Raw genomic sequence first — 18,420 nt, 5'->3', positions numbered from 1 at the left:
CTAACTTTTTTCTGATGAGACGAAATTATTTAACGCCACCAATTTTCTGTTATAAAAACGGATTTGTTTTTATCTATTTTAAAATAGTATGATAAAATAAAGTTAGTTATATGAGAAAGAATCAGAAAAGTGGTGTCCTAATGGAGCGTAATTTTGAGTATCTTGTTGCTAAATATGGTGAAGCTGGTGCAAGAGAGATTTTTGAAAAGATATGTGTAAGTCTATTCCAATGTCAACATGGTCCAAAAGCCAAAACAGTCAAGCCTTCCCAAGGTGATGGTGGAATTGATGTGCTTGTTGGAGATATCCCCGAAATCGAAAAAGTCTACCAGTGTAAATTTTTTTTGGAGAAGCTTGAGGATTCTCAAAAACAACAAATACGAAAATCTTTTAAAACTGTTAACGAAAAATATGATGTTTCTGAATGGTACTTATGCCTTCCAACTGTTTTGACAGAAAAAGAATTGCTTTGGTGGTCTAAGTGGAAAAACGAGAAGGAAATAGAAACAGGAGTAAAGATTGAGCTTTGTGATGGAAGCTATTTAATTAATAATCTGAAGAAACATGAACTTTATACCCAAGTTTTCGATGACGACCTAAGAATTCAACTAGATGCTATTTTGTCCGAGTTAATTACTCAGAGACAAAAGGTTATGGAAGAAATCCTTTATGGAATTGACGATATTGAAAATCTGGAAGAAGAATACAATGACTTCATATTTGTGAAAATGCTTGAGAGTGCCAATGTTACTGGGATTAATGATTGCAAAGTAGAATTCTTCAATGCAGAAATATCAAGACAAGAAAGCATAAGCAAAGATGAGGTCGCTGGAATACGAGTTTACAATAACTTGAAATCTAAAATTTTCTCACTTTGGCAAACACAGTATCGTGAACACAAACATCCATTTGATGGAAATAACTTATTGAACAAAATGTATACTAGAGTTGAAGATTTAGATTCTACAACCTTGGCTTCGACAAATGAATATACATTATTATCAAAAAAGGGTATTCTTCATCATCTAGCAAACGATAAGAAAATTGGATGGATTGAAGACTATATGACAAAATTGATTGAATACATGGAGAACAGGTAATGAAAGAGATTATAAAAGGAGTCACTTTTCAAGAATACTATTTAACAATTATTCGACTATCAATTTTTTTAGAATCACTTGGACTAGAACATAAAAAGAACACTTCTGAAAATCGATTAGTACTCTACGATTTTTACCTAAAATATCCAGAGTTAATAAATCAAGATAACCCTAAATTTGATTTCGACACTAAGTATTCCTATTTTCATTGGAAGCCAAATTATAAACTGTATTCTGCAGTACTTGTTGATCTGCTCAGTAGAAATCTAATTAGTTTTTCTTTAGAAAAAAAGTGCTACTATATTTCAGAGAAAGGGATATCTTTTGTTTCAAACTTGGATACTCCTTATATTGAAACAGTTACTGAATTAAGCAAGTATGTGATTAAGAATGTATCTAAACTTAGTGAGAAAGCAATTATGTCTGATATCGACAAAATACTGTTGAGAAAAAGGAGTTCTTTGATGTGAAACTATTTTTGAAAACTTTTAGATTAGTTGGTATTGAAAAGGATTATGAGTTTGATTTTAAGATGGGTTTGAATTTTATTTCTGGCCCAACTTCTACTGGCAAAACTACTATTTTGGAGTTGATTGATTACGCTCTAGGAGCTGATAAACATAAGTCATATATTGAAGTAGGTTCAAAATGCACTGATGTTGAGTTAGAAATTATACTAGAAGGTACTCTTTATAGGATTAAAAGAACCTTATTTGAATTTACCCTGCCAGTTTTAGTTGAAATTTTTGATGATCAGAGTCAAAAATTCTTACAGTTTGGAATCTTTAGTGTTGATGATCCTAGTAATGAAAAATCACTCTCAAATTTTCTTTTATCCAAGTTAGGTCTTAGTGGTGTCAAAATTTCCAATCAAACTTTCAGTTTTAGAGATTTATTTAAGTACTCTTATTTGAAGCAAACAAAGATTGATAGTGAAGATATGCTTTCTGAAAAAAATTGGCCTGTGTTCAATAAAGAAAAGGCAACATTTGAAATTATCTTCAATTTTTACGATACTTTACTTGGTGAATTGAAAGCTACTCTGAAAAAGAAACAAGAAGAGCTGAAAGAAGAAAAATTGAAATATGAAGGTATTGATGATTTTCTTAAGGGTTCTGGTATTGAAAATTTTGAGTCTGTTAGATTACGAAGAGTTGAAATTGAAGAACATATTTCTGAATTAAATAAGGTACTGTTAAATAATAAAGAGCTCGTTGAAAAACAAACCTCGAAAAGTGAGGTTAACAATCTTAGTAAGGCAACTTTAGATAAAAAGAAAGTGCAAAAAGAGCACATGGAGGATCTTCAAGATCAAGATCAATATATCCAAAAGCTTCGTTTACTTTTTAATCAATATGAAAATGATATAGAAAAGATTGACGCAACGATTATGGGTATCAAAGAGATAAATAAATATGGTTTCGTTCTTTGTCCTAATTGTTTAAAACCGATTGAAAATCATATTAGCCATGGGGATTGTAGCCTTTGTGGAGGAAATATGGAGGAACTTGTTGAAAATACTTTGGTTTTAAAAAATGATCGGAAAAATATCGTAAGGAAAAAGAACGAGCTAGATAAACATATACTATTCGAAGTTGACAGAAGAAGAAAAATTTCTAAAGAAATTGATGTTTTATCACAAGAAATATTACAGGAAGAAAGATTGTTAAATGAATTAACTGAGAAATACGTAAATCCTTTTGTTTCAGAAATAAGTTTAATTAATATGAATTTAGGAAAGTATTATAAAGAGTTAGATGAACTTGATGATAGTCTTAGGTTTATTAAAGAATTGAATAGATTAGCTTTACTTTTAATGGATAAAGGTAAAGAAGTAAGTAGTTTAAGAGAACAAATTGAAGAGCAAGCTGTTTTGAATGATAAATCGGTAGTCATGGAAAATCTATCAATTAAGTTCGAAGAAATCCTACGAATTTTTAGGTTTCCTAAGTTGGAAGGAGCTTATATCAATTCTAAAAATTATTTACCCTATGTTAGGGGTAGAAAGTATAATGATTTAGGAAGCCTAGGTGCTGTAACCCTTATAACCATGGCCTACTATCTTTCAATATTAGTTGAAAATACTAATAACCAAGGAAATCATTTAAACTTACTAATGATAGACACACCAAGAAAAAATTTAGGTATTTCTTCATCTAGTGAAGAATTTCAAGATGAAGAAATCTACAATTCAATTATCAGATACTTTATAGAGTTAGATGAAGAATTTCCAGATCAAATCCAACTGATAGTCATTAATAATGGTTATCCAGATTTCTTACCTAGAGAAGACATTATCCTAGAATTTTCATCAAATGGCCAAAGCGGACTGATTGATGATGTATAGCTCACGATTATTATCAATTGAACGTTAATTTTGCATAAAAGAGTGTTGTAATCAAGCAACAGCCGACGCGGCACCTTAGTGCTTAGCGGCGAGCTGGCAGCTTGCCTTTGGGACGCGCTTGCGCGTCCCAAAGAAGAAACCCCCAGTATCTAACTAGGGGGGTAGTAAATACCTGATTCACAACTGAATAATCGCTAAGATGCTTGAATTATCAAGTACTTTCTTAGAAATGATGGATGAGAAAAAAGCCTTTATTTTTTCTCATCCTTTTTGTTTGGAGGAAAACGTTGAATTTTGGACAGTGGTTACGAGAGAAACGTGAAGACTATCGAGTATCCCAACAACAAGTAGCTGTTGAAAGCAATTGTTCTCGGCGCTATATCAGTATGATTGAAACGGATCAATATGAACCATCGGAAAAGATGCAAGCAGCGATTATGGCTGCTGTGGAACGACTAAATCCAAATCGGGATTTGGAATTGGTTTTTGATTATGTTCGCCTACGATTCGATACCCACGATGTCAAACATGTGATTGAGAATCTCTTGAAAATCAAGATGACATACATGCTGTATGAAGATTATGCCTTTTATGGCTATCTTGCTAAATATGTGTTTAGTCATATCCAAGTCATGATTTCACCTGAAGAGGACGAAAAAGGGACATTGATTGAGATGAAGGGACAAGGGTGTCGGGAATTTGAAAGTCTATTAGTGGCACAAGGTCGAAGCTGGTTTGATTTCTTTGTGCAATGCGAAAAGGAAAAGGTCCATTACAAACGCATTGATCTAGCGATTAATGACAAAATCGGGATACTGTCCATTCCTTATCTGATTGAAAAATGTGAGCGAAGAGAATTAACTTCCAAGTTTCGCTCTTTTCAAGAACTCAGTTCGGGAAAATTAGAAAATGAGTCGGAACAATTATTCATTGGTCGGACACTTTACATTGGTTCTTTGAAAAGCGATATCTATTTCTGCTTTTATCAAAAGAACATTGAACAGATGATCAAAAAAGGCGTTTCTTTAGAAGAAGCAGAGATCAAAAATCGTTATGAACTGCGCTTGAAAAATGACCGTGCTTATCATGCGATACAGGACTTATTAATCTATCGCAACTGTGAACAAACGATTTTCAACATCATCCATGCCTACATTGTGTTTTTAGAAGTTGGAAAAACCAAAAAGAAAGCCAACTGGGAGATGGACCCGATGTGGGCACAATTCATGGGAGAGAATCGAGAAAAATTGAAACTGACCACGGCACCGAAGCCTGTCGAATTGAGCCAAACGATGGCTTGGTTACGAAAACAAGTAGCACCGACGTTGAAAATGTTGTTGCTGATTGATCGAGAAAACAACACCAATAAAATCAATGAATTGTTGAATGAGACCAATTTAAGTAAGAAGCATGAAAAGATGATTGAACAACACACCCTCATGATAAAGGAACTGTTGGTTGATGAAAGTGAATGAGCCTCTTTTCAGTATTAAAGAAAAAAAGGATGGTTATGTGTTCAATATCTATTGCTACCAAGGAAAGCTAGTAGGAATTGAAGAAGATCCGGCCTACCTTCAACTTTTTGAAATGGAGGGATATGGGTCACCAAGTGATTATTTTGATTGGCGAATGACGAAAATTGGATTTGGCTACCTGTTAGATGTGAAAGGGAATGCTCTCCTAAAAGAGCACCCATCACATAGAATCTATCGAGCTTATATGCAGGAGGCTCGACGTACGTTGAAACTTGAATTAAGAGAATGGAGGAATCGTGTTCGAAAGTAACCTAACGAAGCGATTAAAAAAAAGTGGCTTCCAATGTGGGATTGAAACTACTGTTTATTATCGAACACTTGGGAAGTTTACGACCTTGTTTTTTGAAGCAGAGAGAGACGAGAAAGGAAAAGAAGCTGTTTACAGTTTCTATAAAATGAGGTGTATGCCAACGGGCAAAACGTATTTCAAGGTCTACTGTGATCGTGTTCCGCTAATGGTTGCGGTGAAACGCTTAGAATCTTTCGCGCTCTATTTAGAACTAAACAAAGAATTGGCAGGTCGTTGGTTTACCTGAGCAGAAAAACCAAAATTTTATGAAGGAGACTCCCACAGGCTAATCTTAAGAAAGAAGGAATGTTGATGAATTTTGGTGTCAATTTATTCAATTGGTTTACGAGTAATGCCCAATCGTTAGTCTTACTGGCGATTGCGGTAATTGGTGTCTATTTGGGATTCAAACGTGAATTTTCCAAATTGATTGGTTTCCTGATCGTTGCGGCCATTGCAGTCGGGCTCGTCTTCAATACTGCTGGTGTGAAAGATGTCTTGTTGAATATTTTTAACACCGTGATTGGTGGATAGAATGACGAAGAGTGTAAGTGGTATGCAGGTCTACATTGCGAATTTGGGAAAATACAACGAAGGAGAACTCGTTGGTGCGTGGTTCTCCTTTCCCATTGATGAAGAAGAAGTAGCTGAAAAAATTGGCTTGAATGCAGAGTACGAAGAATTTGCCATTCACGATTACGAAGCACCTTTCCCGATTAGCGAGTATGAATCGATTGATCGGTTGAATCACCTCTATGACTTGATTCAAGAAATTGAAGGAACCCCTATCTATGACGAACTTGGAGAGATTCTCAGTTTTTGGTTCAAGGATATGGAGGAACTATTGGAACATGCCGATGACATCATTTGTTATTCCGATTGCGAATCCATGCGAGACGTAGCGGAATACTATGTTGAAGAAACAGGCATGTTGAGCGCCTTGCCCGAAAATTTACGAAACTACTTTGACTATGCCGCACTTGGCAGAGACATGGAAATTGAAGGCAATTATTTAGTGACCTCGCATGGCGTCTTTGAATACACTGGATAACTTTACTATGGAAGGCAGATCGTTTACTCGGTCTGCCTTTTTACAAGGAGGAACCCATGTACAACTACAAAATTAGAAATTCAGAACGTTTATCAGAGGAGATCGACAACTTATTGTCCTTCCCTTTGTTGAAGAAAAGCATCAAGAAAAAACTGTTTGAAACGGTTGTTTCAGATGCGAAAGAAAATTGTGACTACCTTACACCAGAAAAATTGTTTGAGGAAAAAGAATTTGGTGTCTGGTTTCATACTGTCAATTATCCGGAATTTAGAAAGGGTATTGCTCGCTACGATACATTTATCCTTTATCGATGTCAATTAGATGATAATCGACAAGATGTTTGGATCACGTTGGAATAAGGAGGAAGCAGCATGAAAAAGATTCGCAGCTACACCAGTATTTGGAATGTTGAAAAGGTGATTTATGCTATCAATGATTTGAAGCTTCCATTTCCAATTACTTTTAACCAAATGACGTGGTTTGTGTTGTCCCTATTCTTCGTGATTTTTCTTGCTAATGTGCCGCCGTTGTCTTTGATCGAGGGTGCTTTATTGAAGTATTTAGGAATACCAGGCTTTACTGCTTGGTTTATGTCTCAGAAGTCATTTGATGGTAAAAAACCAGTGGGATTCATTCGCTCCATTTATCGCTACTACACAAACCCAAAAGTGATCTATAGTGAGAAAAAAGTAAGTGAACAAAAGGTTGTCATGGAAGTCAATGTCACCTATGTAAGGAGTGAAATGCTTGGACTATCCAATTAAATATATCGAAAATAATCTAGTGTTTAATCATGAAGGCGAATGCTTTGCCTATTATGAGTTGATTCCCTTCAACTATTCGTTTCTAAGCCCAGAAGAAAAATTCAAGGTACATGACAACTTTAGACAATTGGTTGCACAATATCGGGAAGGAAAAATTCATGCGCTTCAATTAAGTGCAGAATCCAGTATTAAAGAGGTCCAGGAACGGTCTAAAGCAACAGTCAAAGGAAAACTAAAAGAAGCCGCCCTGCAACATATCGACGGACAAACAGAAGCATTAATCGATTTGATTGGTGAGAACCAAGTAGATTATCGCTTTTTTATTGGATTTAAGTTGATCCTGCATGATCAGGAAGTCAATCTAAGGCATTATTGGAATGAGTTTATTCTAGGAATTCAAGATTTTGTCCACGGCGTTAATTCCAACTTGATGGGCGACTTTGTCCAAATGAGTGCGGATGAAGTGGATCGATACCAAAAGCTAGAGCGGCTTTTAAAGAATAAGCTGTTACGTCGTTTTCATTTTCGTCCATTAGACAAAGATGATTTCGGTTACATTCTAGAACATCTACATGGCAAAGATGGGATGGCTTATGAGGATTATGAATTTCATTTGCCTACAGAAGAATTGAATGGACAAAAACGAATCAAGAAATACGATCTAATCAAACCGACGCGCTGTATGATTGAACAAAAGCAACGCTATTTGAAAATCACGAATGAGGACAGTGAAATGTACGTTTCCTATTTTACTATCAACTCGATTGTCGGTGAACTAGATTTTCCTCACAGTGAACTGTTTTATTACCAGCAACAACAATTCTCTTTTCCCATCGATACCTCAATGAATGTCGAGGTTGTCCCTAACCGAAAAGCCTTATCAACAGTACGAAACAAAAAGAAAGAATTGAAAGATTTAGATAATCATGCCTGGGAAAGCGACAATGAAACCGCCAATAATGTGGTGGAAGCATTGGATTCGGTGAATGAATTGGAAACAACATTGGATCAAACCAAAGAATCCATGTACAAACTGAGTTATGTGATTCGTGTATCAGCGCCCTCCTTAGACGAACTAAAGAAACGCTGTAATGAAGTCAAAGATTTTTACGATGATTTCAATGTCAAACTGGTGCGTCCATTTGGCGATATGTTAGGACTTCAAGGAGAGTTTATTCCGTCCGCCAAGCGATTCATGAATGATTACATTCAGTATGTGACCAGTGATTTTATCTCATCTTTAGGATTTGGTGCCACCCAAAGTTTGGGAGAGCGAGAAGGAATTTATGTTGGCTTCAATGTGGATACTGGACGGAATGTCTTTATTCAACCTGACTTGGCGGCACAAGGAATTAAAGGTACCACCACGAATGCATTAGCTGCGGCATTCTTAGGGAGTCTTGGTGGTGGAAAGTCCTTCTCCAATAATTTATTGGTTTATTATGCCGTGCTGTTCGGTGGTAAAGCGGTGATTCTTGATCCTAAAAGTGAACGAGGGAACTGGAAAGAAGACCTGGTTCATATTGAAGAGGAAATCAATATTATCAATCTGACGAGTGAGGAAAAGAATCGTGGCTTGCTCGATCCGTTTGTGATTTTGGAGAATGTCAAAGACTCCGAAAGCTTAGCGATTGATACCTTGACCTTTTTAACAGGTATTTCTTCACGGGATGGTGAGAAATTTCCAACGCTTCGAAAAGCTATTCGGACAGTGGCGCATTCTGATCAACGAGGATTATTGCGAGTGATTGAAGAACTACGAAATGAGAATTCTTCGATTTCCAATAGTATCGCTGATCATATTGAATCCTTTGTAGATTATGATTTTGCTCAACTATTATTCAGTGATGGAAATATTGACAATACAATTAGTTTGGATAAACAATTGAATGTGATCCAAGTGGCAGATTTAATCTTACCGGATGCCAATACCACAATGGAAGAATATACCACAATGGAAATGTTAAGTGTTTCCATGTTGATGGTAATCAGTACCTTTGCCTTAGACTTTATCCATTCAGATACGTCTATCTTTAAAATCGTAGACTTGGATGAAGCGTGGTCTGTCCTTCAAGTCGCACAAGGAAAAACCTTATCGATGAAACTGGTTCGTGAAGGCCGAGCAATGAATGCAGGTGTTTATTTTGTCACTCAAAATGCGAATGATCTATTAGATGAAAAAATGAAGAACAATATCGGTATGAAATTTGCCTTCCGTTCGACGGATATCAATGAAATCAAGAATACATTAGAATTCTTTGGATTGGATAAAGAGGACGAAAGCAACCAAAACCGTTTACGGAACTTAGAAAATGGACAAGCCCTCTTCCAAGATATTTGGGGAAGAACGGGTGTGGTGCAATTTGACTACATCTTTGAACATCTCTTCCATGCCTTTGATACGAGACCACCTGTACTTGGAGGTGAGTAGATGACGAAAAAGCGATTCATCAAGATACTATTGGCAATCGTCGGTATCTTTTTTTTGTTGTCCGTCATTTCTATTACTTCGCAAGCGGCTGGATTAATCGATGAAACAATTGACACAAGTAACAACTATTCCAAGTATCCATTAGAGAACTATCAATTGGATTATTTTGTAGACTCTAGTTGGGATTGGCTGCCTTGGAATTGGGGAGATGGAATTGGTAAATCAGTAACGTATGGCATCTATGCGATCACAAATTTCGTTTGGATAATTAGTGTCTATCTGTCCAATGCAACAGGCTATTTAGTAAGCGAAGCCTATTCATTGGATTTTATCAGTGATACCACTGAAGCGATTGGTCGAAACATTCAAACCTTAGCAGGGATCAACGAACAAGGTTTTATGTCCAAAGGCTTTTATCCAGGTCTATTGCTTTTACTGATTCTGATTATGGGAATTTATGTCACCTATACAGGCTTAATCAAGCGCGAAACAACTAAAGCCACAGGGGCGCTGGTCAGTTTCTTCACAATTTTTGTGTTGTCTTCTTCTTTCATTGCTTATTCCACCAGTTACATTTCGCGAATCAATGAATTTTCTGCTGATATCAGCAATGCAGCCTTAGATGTCGGTTCCAGTATGACCATGCCCAATTCAGAAACAAGTGGAAAGAGCAGTGTGGATGCGATCCGAGATTCATTATTTGAGATTCAAGTGAAACAGCCATGGATGATTTTGCAATATGGGGATTCTGAACTTGAAACGGTGGGGGAAGAACGGGTGGAAGCCTTAGAATCTACTAGTCCTTTTGCCAACAAAGGAAAAGACCGTGTTGAGATTATCAAAGAAGAAATCAACGATAGAGAAAACGACAATATGACCATTACAAAAACTATTAACCGACTAGGTGTGACGGTTTTTATCTTTCTATTTAATATACTGATTACTATCTTTGTATTTATACTGACAGGGATCTTGATTTTTTCACAAGTTCTTTTCATTATCTTTGCGGTGTTTCTGCCGATCAGCTTTTTACTTTCTATGATCCCAAGCTTCAATCATTTGATGAAGACAACGATCATGCGCTTATTTAATGTCATCATGATGCGAGCGGGTATAACGCTAGTTCTAACAATTTCTTTTTCACTTTCTGCAATGGTGTATAGCTTAACTGCAACTCAACCCTTTTTCGTCGTGGCTTTTATGCAAATTGTGATCTTTGCCGGTATTTACTTTAAGTTGAATGATTTGATGGGGATGATGGCCCTCAATAGTGCCGATTCACAAAGCACTGGTGGTCGTGTCATGCGTCGACCGAAGCAAACAGCCACTCGGGCGATTCGGAAATTAGCCGTAGGAGGATTGGTCATGAAAGGGTTAGGATTTAGTAGAAAAGAAAGTAGTAAGAAAAAGTCGGAGGAAACGAAGAAAGAACCCAAGCGGCCGGAGAAAAACGAAAATCCGTCGACAAAAAAACGAGAACAACGAACACCAAATACACTGCCATCCAAACTATCTTCCGATGAAAATAAATCAAAAGCGAAGGATAAACGATTGGATCATCGGATAAATAACCAAGAAAAAAGTGCAGAACAACTGAAAAAAGAGGCATCTAGAAAATACAAACAAGCGAAGTTCAAAGGCAGTTCTTCCTCTCCATTGATTGAGCCAAAAGAGAAACAATTCGATAATACAAGCAATTCTAAACGAAGAAATGCGCCAACTCGTTCGTTGGAAAAACCAAAACGTCAGCCAAAAGAGAAACGAGTGCCCTCACTTGCTCCAAGAAGCGAAGAAAAGAAATCCGGTCAACCATTGCCGAAAAAAACAAACAAGGGAAACAGAGAATCTAAACCTTTACCACCCATTGATACATCCAATCGAAAGACGGTTTCTGATAAGAAGCCTCGTCCGTTAAACAATAGTCAAGGGATCAAGCGAACAGTAGCCTTGGATCAACAGAAACGACCAACTGTCCAGAAAGGATTATCTACAAAGAAAAAGAATACCATGTCAGGGAAAGGCAGTAAACGACGATGAAAGGTGTCCTAAAATTAGCGGCTCCTTTTTTAATCTTCTTTCTTTTCTTAGGCTCATTGCTGTCTGGAATCGTCCTAATGGGTGAGGAAGATCAAAGTAATGCGAGTTCAAATGACCTGATTGGATTGAATCTATCTCCCGATGTCCTAAAGTATCAATCTTTAGTAGAGAAGTACTGCCAGGAGTTTGGCATTACAGATCATGTCAAAACGATTCTTGCGATTATGCAAGTGGAAAGTGGAGGGAAGGTTGCTGATGTGATGCAAAGTTCAGAAAGTTTAGGCTTACCGCCCAATTCATTAGATACGGAGGCTTCGATCAAACAGGGCTGTAAGTATTTTTCTGAGTTGATCCGAGGGATTGAGCAACACGGGTGTGATGTGAACACAGCTATTCAATCCTATAATTTTGGTGGAGGATTTATCAATTATGTCGCAAGTCGTGGGAGCACGTACTCCTATGAACTTGCGGAGAGTTTTTCAAGGGAGAAATCTGGTGGAAAACGAGTCACCTATACAAATCCAGTGGCAGTACCGATCAATGGTGGGTGGCGTTATAACTACGGCAATCAATTTTATGGTGCGACACGTTTCTAACTGAAAAGGTTAGGCACTTATACTAAAAAACGTGAATCAAATTTTAGTGAAGGAGAACTAATATTTCGAGAAGTGGAATGATGGAGTAACGCCCTGAAACGCTCCTCTAATACTCCGACTAGCAATCATAAGATAGTTAAATGGTTGTTAGAAGCTCGGTGAAGTCGGTTGAAAGTTACCGTAAACAATTCCGTTGTACGAAAGCTATTCAGAGGTGGATGGTGTAACTGATAGATCGGGAGTCTATAAACTATTCAAGGTGAGAATGTTTGAAAAATAACTGACGAACTTGCGAATGAAAGGGTCTATAACTGGACGGTATAGAAATGTATCGGATTCTACCACAATCAGTGGGAATGAATGTTTGTAGTGGTTAAGTAAGATGCGTAGATATGAACAACCATGCAGTATTACAGGTACTGGATATAAACAGGCTCAAAGTAAGCACCTAAAAATAGATATGAAATAGATAGAAATATTGGAACGTGGAAAGCTGGCAACGTGGAGGAAACTATATTCCTATGAATCGTTCAAGACGAATAAATAAGCTTGTTTATGCCAGTGAGAGTAGTGGCACAGTACCTATGAAATTATAGAAATATAGTGGAGGGATAGCCACAAGTCAAAGAAACAATGTTTATATAGAATGTTATTCATAGAATCGAGTATGACTAAATAAACACTACCTTTTGCCCTTAACATTAAGAAAGGCGGTAGTGCTATGAAAGAAATTAAAACCAATAAAACACTTCGTCACATGGAATACTATGACATGACTGATGATTTTGATGAACTCTATTTTAAAAGTGAAAATAAGATGGTTTTTACTGATTTAATGAGCATTGTGATGAAAGATAATAACATCAAACTAGCCTACAGAAATATTAAGAAGAATCATGGCAGTTACACCGCAGGTGTAGATAAATTGACGATTAAAAACATAGAAGCCATGGAAGAAAATGAATTTGTTAAAACAGTCCAAGCACGCCTTTCTTCCTACTCACCTAGAGCGGTCAAAAGAGTCGAAATTCCTAAACCAAATGGAGAAACACGACCTTTAGGAATCCCAACTATTATGGACAGAGTGATTCAACAATGTATTTTTCAAGTGTTGGAACCCGTGTGCGAAGCTAAATTTCACAATAACAGTTATGGCTTTCGACCAAACCGTTCTGCTCATCACGCTATAGCTAAGTGCTACCGATTGATGAATATTAGCAAACTGCAATTTGTAGTAGATATAGACATTAAAGGTTTCTTCGATAATGTCAATCACTCTAAGTTAATTAAGCAAATGTGGACGCTAGGTATTCAGGACAAGTGGTTACTTGGAATCATTAGAGCTATGCTTCGTGCCCCTATTGTTCTACCAAATAAAAAGGTTTTTCATCCTAAAAAAGGAACGCCACAGGGAGGAATTCTTTCTCCCCTACTTTCCAACATCGTACTAAATGAATTGGATTGGTGGATAGTTTCTCAATGGGAAGATATGCCTGGCAAAAGTAAATCTGCAAGAGTACTGGATAGAACTGCTGAAGGTAAAGGCCTAGACAAGGGGAACAAGTATAAAGAATTGCGGAAATCAAATTTAAAAGAAATATACATTGTTCGTTATGCAGATGATTTCAAATTGTTTTGTAGGAAAAGAGGACATGCCAATGCCATCTATCATGCAGTAAAGCAATGGCTTCATGACAGATTGAACCTAGAAATTAATGAAGATAAATCTAAGATTATTAATTTAAAGAAGAAATCTTCGGAGTTTTTAGGGTTTGAAATAAAATTGATGCGCAAAGAGCGAAAATATGTAGTCGAGTCACATGTGAGCAAAAAATCACTAAAAAGAATCAGTAAAAACTTGAAAAATCAGCTGAAAAAGCTAATGAAGCCAATAAATCAAAATACTCAACTAGATGAGTTAAGGAAATACAATTCCATGGTTATTGGTATTCACTTTTATTATCGGGTCGCTACACAGGTTAGTGCCGATTTTGCAAGAATCAATCAACTAATCAGTCGGGTTATTTATAGAAGGCTACCCACTAAAAAAGAGGGAAGTATCTTTAATCTTTTCATCAAAAGGTATTATGGAAAAAGCAAACAAGTTCGATGGTTACAGAAGTACCCCATCATACCCTTAGGGTATGTAAAACATCGAAAGGTTATGTCGTTGAATTCTCGTATAAATAAGTATACAAAAGAAGGACGTCAATTCATTCATAAGACACTTGATTTTAACCCAGCAAGTCTAACCCAGATGATGGGTACATCAAAAATCAAAAGAAGTATTGAATACGTTGATAATCGAATTTCTAAGTATAGTTCCCAGCGAGGGAAATGCGGTATAACAGGTGAAATGTTAGATATATTAGATATTCATTGCCATCATATTGTTCCAAAGTATTTAGGTGGCTCTGACAAATATCAGAATCTAATTATTCTTCATCAAGATATTCATCGGTTAATCCATGCCAAAAATCTATCCATAATTACTCACTATTTGAAACGATTTAAGTTATCCAGTCTTCAAATTGATAAAATCAATCAATTACGAATAAAAGCAAACAACAGTGTTTTAATGGTCAATTAAAGAAACGACATAATTTATAAACATAACTTTGATGGAACGCCGTATGAGGTGAAAGTCTCGCGTACGGTGTGGAGCGGGGGAAAATCTGGAGATTGTATCAAAGGATTACCTATCGCTATTGAAGTTGGTTGAACCTTATCTAACAAGTAATACGACAAAATTTGATGATGAAACTGTCCAACTGATCATGGATGAAGCCCTGAAATATCACGGCTATCCTTACGTGTTTGGTGGCAGTAATCCGCAAACTTCCTTTGATTGTAGTGGGATCGTGCAATGGTGTTTTGCCAAAGCAGGAATTAACTTGCCTCGAACGGCTCAAATGCAGTACAACGTCACCCAACATTTGTCTTTAAGTGAAGCGAAACCAGGGGACTTAATCTTTTTCCATTCCACCTATGCGACCTCAGATTATGTGACACATATCGGAATTTATGTTGGTAATAATCGCATGTATCATGCAGGCAATCCAATCGGCTATGCAGACTTGAATGAAGCTTATTGGCAAGCACATCTAATCGGTGCTGGAAGAGTAAACTAGAAGGAGAATCTATATGAAGAAAACAAAAGTGAAATCGATTGGGTTACGAAAAGTAACCACCATCACACTATGGACATTGTTGATTAGCAGTGTCCTTTTTGGTGTCTATAAAAACTTTACTGCGATTGATCAACACACGATTCATGAAGAGAAAGTAATTGAAACAAAGTTAACGGATACTCACTTTGTATCTAGCTATATCGAAGAATTTGCGAGAGTTTATTTTGCCTGGGAACCAACTAAAGAGCACTTGGAACAACGCACTGAAAAGATAAAAAAATACATGAATGAAGATTTACAAAGTCTCAATTCTGGTATGATTCGTTCAGATATTCCTACACAATCTATTGTTCAAAATGTTAGTATCTGGAATATAGAAGAAATGAAATCGAACGAGTATAAAATTTTATTTTCTGTTGTTCAACAAGTGATTGAAGGAGAGAGTAATCAACAAATCGAATCCGCCTATTACATTCGTGTGAAAACCGATAATGAAAAAAATGTAGTGATTGCATCCAACCCACAAATGGCTAGTTTATACAATAAATTGGAACAAAAAAATGAAGTTAACCAAGATGATATGGAAATTAGTCAAAATACCAAAGATGAGATTAAAATATTTCTTGAAACATTCTTTAATGTTTATCCGACTGCTAAGAAAACAGAACTAGCTTATTACATCAGTAGTGACAAAGAAATTCGTGAAATACAAAAAGGATATATTTTTTCAGGCATAAAATCCATCCATTTTTTTAAGTTGGAAGAGAGTGTGAAAGTAAAATTAATCACTGAGTATCTTGATCCAGAGACAAAGGCGATATTTAGTTTTGACTATGAATTGACACTTGATAAAATGGATGGAAATTGGATTATAAAAGCCGGGATTTAAGCATACATTTTTGAAAATATGCGGTAGAATTTAACTAAGACAAACTTTAGGAGGAAAGGAAAATGCATACGCATACTTATGTTGCATGGTTATTGATATTTTTTGCGATGTGTTTCTTTTATGTAAAACTTAAAAAGACAAAAAGGTTAGTATTAGTACCTCTGTATTTTTCAATCTTCATTTTTCTTGGTTTTATTTGTTTTCTAGGAACTATTGTTCTTTTTTATGTGACTTTCACATAGGTGTAATGTTTGAATCGATATTACGGGAATTTAATCAAGAATTATGATAGTATTCTGTCAAAAAATGATAGTAATAGCTTAAAGGAGTGAAAAGATGGAATTTGATAAATTGGGATTAAAAAAAGAATTTATCCCTGAAATAGAAAAGGCATATGATTATTTGATTGGTTATCTTAATGAAAATGACCGAAATGAACTCGTTGATATTGTCTTAGTAACTATGACAAAAAATCTGATTGAAAGAGTAAAAACTATTCAACTTTTGTCTGAATCAAACAGAGAAGAATCAATAAGTATACTTACACGAGCATTTTTAGAATTGAATGTCAGTATACGATTTATTCTCTTAGAGGATACGGAAAAGCTAGCTACTTCATACTTTTACAATCAAAAAATTCAATCCATGAAGAAATTATTAGCTATGCCCAAAACTGATCCAAGTTATAAACTATCGTTGACAGAATCAGAATTAAAAGTACTGAGAAAAGAACTTCCAGAAGCTAGTAGTTTAGAAGACTATGTTGGTTACTATGAAAAAAAGTGGAGTGAATTATTTTCTTCACCTCCATTTCAAAGAAAAGGTAAGAAGAAAAAATACTATAAAAAATGGTATTCTTTGAACTGGAAGTACAATAATTTTAAAGATATGATGTTAGCTGTTGGGATGAATGAACCGTTATATCATTTTTTTTATGGATTAACTTCTGTCGATGTTCATGCAATGGGGGCGATAGGAAATCTTGAGATAAACGATTCTACGTTCAAATTAAATGGCACCCTTCCTACCTATTTATGCTATTTAGCTATCGAAACATACCTCTCTACAGTTATCTATGAACTAAGTAAATACTATGATTTAATACAGGATAAAGAACAGGTTGAAAATTTTAGAAGAATAGCCAATGCATGCAATTTTCTAAAATAAATGTCATTTAGTGATTTAATCGAAAACTTATCCCCGTGAGAATTCTGGTTTGAATTTAAGAGAACGAGATATAATGATATCTTGTTCTCTTATTTTTTTGATATCTGGTCCATTTTATTGTATTACGATTGCTTGATTGCCCATTTGATCCCATGAATCAATGAAATCTTCGAGGTCTGTCTCATAATTTTTGTAGCCATATGGATCATTAAGATAGATTTTTTCTTCGGTGTATCCAGTTAAAACGACGCTGTGTTCAACCATCGATACTGATACAGCCCCTTCTCGTGTCTCCCAGATAGTATTTGTTCCATTGCGACTGAAAGAGGTGGTGGTGATAACCCAAACGGGGTTTCCATTGGATAGATTTCTTTGTATCTCTTCAAAGCTCTTATTGGTCAAATCAATAACTTCAAATTGATCATTAACGAATTCCGTTGCCAAATTAAAAATGGGCTCATGATAGACAAAATAGCCCGCTCCATAATTCGCCGTAATATCTCCGACAAAAGCTTTGTTGGGATTTCCATAATAACCTTGAGAGTCTTGGACAGGAACACTTACTAATTTATCGGCCAACTGATTTTTTGAAACAGAAATTCCATGAAAGTTTAAAATCATAGCAAGACTAGTAACTTCGCATCCATTGTATAGTCTAGGTGAGTCCATTTGATTTAATAATGGTACATCCAATTGTACTCTATCTTTAATTTTTGTTTCTTTAGATGTTTCATCAGAAGGTGACACTAGTTCTAATTTATCATCATTCTTGTTTGATTTTGTAGTATTTGACTGAGCAACTGAGCTATACCCCGTTGTTTTGATTACTATCACCAATATTGCTATAGCAATTAAGCAAGAAAAAATAATGATGATTCTATCTTTTTTGTTTATAGACTGTTTTTTCATAATTTGCAGTCCTCCTGTATCAATTTTTTTTATGATATAAGTTAGAGCGAACTAGAAGTCAAGAGAAGAATAATTTTTTTTTTTTTGACCAACAAGAGATATTTTATATTTGTACTTGACTTCCAGTTCACTTTAACTGCTAAAGTTTTCTTAACTAAGATGTATCAATTTTAA

General features: G+C 35.8%; 16 protein-coding genes and 2 pseudogenes. 17 read left to right on the top strand and 1 reads right to left on the bottom strand.

The annotated features are described in order from the left end of the window. Nucleotides 1-140: 140 nt before the first annotated feature. The 17 genes and pseudogenes from IGI44_RS10400 to IGI44_RS10320 all read left to right on the top strand — a co-directional run bounded on the left by IGI44_RS10400 (nt 141) and on the right by IGI44_RS10320 (nt 17,337). Nucleotides 141-1,100: an ABC-three component system protein gene (locus IGI44_RS10400; RefSeq protein WP_438787666.1), complete on the top strand. Its 960-nt coding sequence runs from the start codon at nt 141-143 to the stop codon at nt 1,098-1,100. Next, nucleotides 1,100-1,570 carry an ABC-three component system middle component 2 gene (locus IGI44_RS10395; RefSeq protein WP_438787665.1) on the top strand — a complete coding sequence of 157 codons (471 nt, stop codon included), beginning with the start codon at nt 1,100-1,102 and terminating at the stop codon, nt 1,568-1,570. The genes IGI44_RS10400 and IGI44_RS10395 overlap by 1 nt, the downstream gene beginning before the upstream one ends. Further along, nucleotides 1,567-3,447, top strand: a complete 1,881-nt coding sequence (locus IGI44_RS10390; RefSeq protein WP_438787664.1) for an AAA family ATPase — start codon at nt 1,567-1,569, stop codon at nt 3,445-3,447. The genes IGI44_RS10395 and IGI44_RS10390 overlap by 4 nt, the downstream gene beginning before the upstream one ends. 287 nt (nt 3,448-3,734) lie before the next feature. Then, nucleotides 3,735-4,922 carry a replication initiation factor domain-containing protein gene (locus IGI44_RS10385; RefSeq protein WP_438787663.1) on the top strand — a complete coding sequence of 396 codons (1,188 nt, stop codon included), beginning with the start codon at nt 3,735-3,737 and terminating at the stop codon, nt 4,920-4,922. Further along, entirely contained in the window at nt 4,909-5,232 is a 324-nt protein-coding gene (locus tag IGI44_RS10380) for a hypothetical protein (RefSeq protein ID WP_438787662.1), read from the top strand. Before IGI44_RS10385 ends, IGI44_RS10380 begins: the two co-directional genes overlap by 14 nt. After that, nucleotides 5,219-5,518: a hypothetical protein gene (locus tag IGI44_RS10375; protein ID WP_438787661.1), complete on the top strand. Its 300-nt coding sequence runs from the start codon at nt 5,219-5,221 to the stop codon at nt 5,516-5,518. The genes IGI44_RS10380 and IGI44_RS10375 overlap by 14 nt, the downstream gene beginning before the upstream one ends. Nucleotides 5,519-5,583: 65 nt before the next feature. Continuing rightward, complete coding sequence (locus IGI44_RS10370) at nt 5,584-5,805, top strand: hypothetical protein (RefSeq protein WP_207435002.1); 222 nt, start codon at nt 5,584-5,586, stop codon at nt 5,803-5,805. Nucleotide 5,806: 1 nt separating this feature from the next. Then, complete coding sequence (locus IGI44_RS10365) at nt 5,807-6,322, top strand: antirestriction protein ArdA (RefSeq protein ID WP_438787660.1); 516 nt, start codon at nt 5,807-5,809, stop codon at nt 6,320-6,322. A gap of 56 nt (nt 6,323-6,378) precedes the next feature. Beyond that, nucleotides 6,379-6,681 carry a hypothetical protein gene (locus tag IGI44_RS10360; RefSeq protein ID WP_438787659.1) on the top strand — a complete coding sequence of 101 codons (303 nt, stop codon included), beginning with the start codon at nt 6,379-6,381 and terminating at the stop codon, nt 6,679-6,681. Nucleotides 6,682-6,693: 12 nt separating this feature from the next. After that, entirely contained in the window at nt 6,694-7,086 is a 393-nt protein-coding gene (locus IGI44_RS10355) for a conjugal transfer protein (RefSeq protein ID WP_438787658.1), read from the top strand. Further along, nucleotides 7,070-9,517, top strand: a complete 2,448-nt coding sequence (locus tag IGI44_RS10350) for an ATP-binding protein (RefSeq protein ID WP_438787657.1) — start codon at nt 7,070-7,072, stop codon at nt 9,515-9,517. Before IGI44_RS10355 ends, IGI44_RS10350 begins: the two co-directional genes overlap by 17 nt. After that, a complete protein-coding gene (locus IGI44_RS10345) occupies nt 9,518-11,554 on the top strand; it encodes a CD3337/EF1877 family mobilome membrane protein (protein ID WP_438787656.1) in 2,037 nt (678 codons plus the stop codon). Next, nucleotides 11,551-12,132 (top strand): annotated as a pseudogene (locus tag IGI44_RS10340) (lysozyme family protein); the annotation flags it as partial. The gene IGI44_RS10345 and the pseudogene IGI44_RS10340, both read left to right, overlap by 4 nt. A 739-nt stretch (nt 12,133-12,871) precedes the next feature. After that, the gene (ltrA, locus tag IGI44_RS10335) at nt 12,872-14,740 is read left to right on the top strand and encodes a group II intron reverse transcriptase/maturase (protein ID WP_438787655.1); all 1,869 of its coding nucleotides are present in this window, start codon (nt 12,872-12,874) and stop codon (nt 14,738-14,740) included. A 118-nt stretch (nt 14,741-14,858) separates the two neighbouring features. Next, nucleotides 14,859-15,281, top strand: a pseudogene (locus IGI44_RS10330) (C40 family peptidase); the annotation flags it as partial. Between the two features lie 13 nt (nt 15,282-15,294). Beyond that, nucleotides 15,295-16,170, top strand: a complete 876-nt coding sequence (locus tag IGI44_RS10325; RefSeq protein ID WP_438787654.1) for a conjugal transfer protein — start codon at nt 15,295-15,297, stop codon at nt 16,168-16,170. 336 nt (nt 16,171-16,506) lie between these two features. Further along, nucleotides 16,507-17,337: a DUF5677 domain-containing protein gene (locus IGI44_RS10320; protein ID WP_438787653.1), complete on the top strand. Its 831-nt coding sequence runs from the start codon at nt 16,507-16,509 to the stop codon at nt 17,335-17,337. A gap of 114 nt (nt 17,338-17,451) precedes the next feature. On the opposite strand, the gene IGI44_RS10315 is transcribed toward IGI44_RS10320, so the two are convergent. Continuing rightward, complete coding sequence (locus IGI44_RS10315) at nt 17,452-18,246, bottom strand: C39 family peptidase (protein ID WP_438787652.1); 795 nt, start codon at nt 18,244-18,246, stop codon at nt 17,452-17,454. Between the last annotated feature and the right edge of the window lie 174 nt (nt 18,247-18,420).

The sequence above is a fragment of the Enterococcus sp. DIV0756 genome, assembly GCF_051710745.1.
Lineage (GTDB): Bacteria > Bacillota > Bacilli > Lactobacillales > Enterococcaceae > Enterococcus_A.
Note: the sequence above shows the minus strand (reverse complement) of the source record. Positions and strands in the feature narration are given on the sequence as shown.

Coding starts and splice junctions, on each gene's coding strand:
- IGI44_RS10355 (WP_438787658.1), top strand. CDS start 6,694: ATGAAAAAGATTCGCAGCTACACCAGTATTTGGAATGTTGAAAAGGTG.
- IGI44_RS10360 (WP_438787659.1), top strand. CDS start 6,379: ATGTACAACTACAAAATTAGAAATTCAGAACGTTTATCAGAGGAGATC.
- IGI44_RS10365 (WP_438787660.1), top strand. CDS start 5,807: ATGACGAAGAGTGTAAGTGGTATGCAGGTCTACATTGCGAATTTGGGA.
- IGI44_RS10315 (WP_438787652.1), bottom strand. CDS start 18,246: ATGAAAAAACAGTCTATAAACAAAAAAGATAGAATCATCATTATTTTT.
- IGI44_RS10400 (WP_438787666.1), top strand. CDS start 141: ATGGAGCGTAATTTTGAGTATCTTGTTGCTAAATATGGTGAAGCTGGT.
- IGI44_RS10345 (WP_438787656.1), top strand. CDS start 9,518: ATGACGAAAAAGCGATTCATCAAGATACTATTGGCAATCGTCGGTATC.
- IGI44_RS10320 (WP_438787653.1), top strand. CDS start 16,507: ATGGAATTTGATAAATTGGGATTAAAAAAAGAATTTATCCCTGAAATA.
- IGI44_RS10325 (WP_438787654.1), top strand. CDS start 15,295: ATGAAGAAAACAAAAGTGAAATCGATTGGGTTACGAAAAGTAACCACC.
- IGI44_RS10395 (WP_438787665.1), top strand. CDS start 1,100: ATGAAAGAGATTATAAAAGGAGTCACTTTTCAAGAATACTATTTAACA.
- IGI44_RS10370 (WP_207435002.1), top strand. CDS start 5,584: ATGAATTTTGGTGTCAATTTATTCAATTGGTTTACGAGTAATGCCCAA.
- ltrA (WP_438787655.1), top strand. CDS start 12,872: ATGAAAGAAATTAAAACCAATAAAACACTTCGTCACATGGAATACTAT.
- IGI44_RS10380 (WP_438787662.1), top strand. CDS start 4,909: ATGAAAGTGAATGAGCCTCTTTTCAGTATTAAAGAAAAAAAGGATGGT.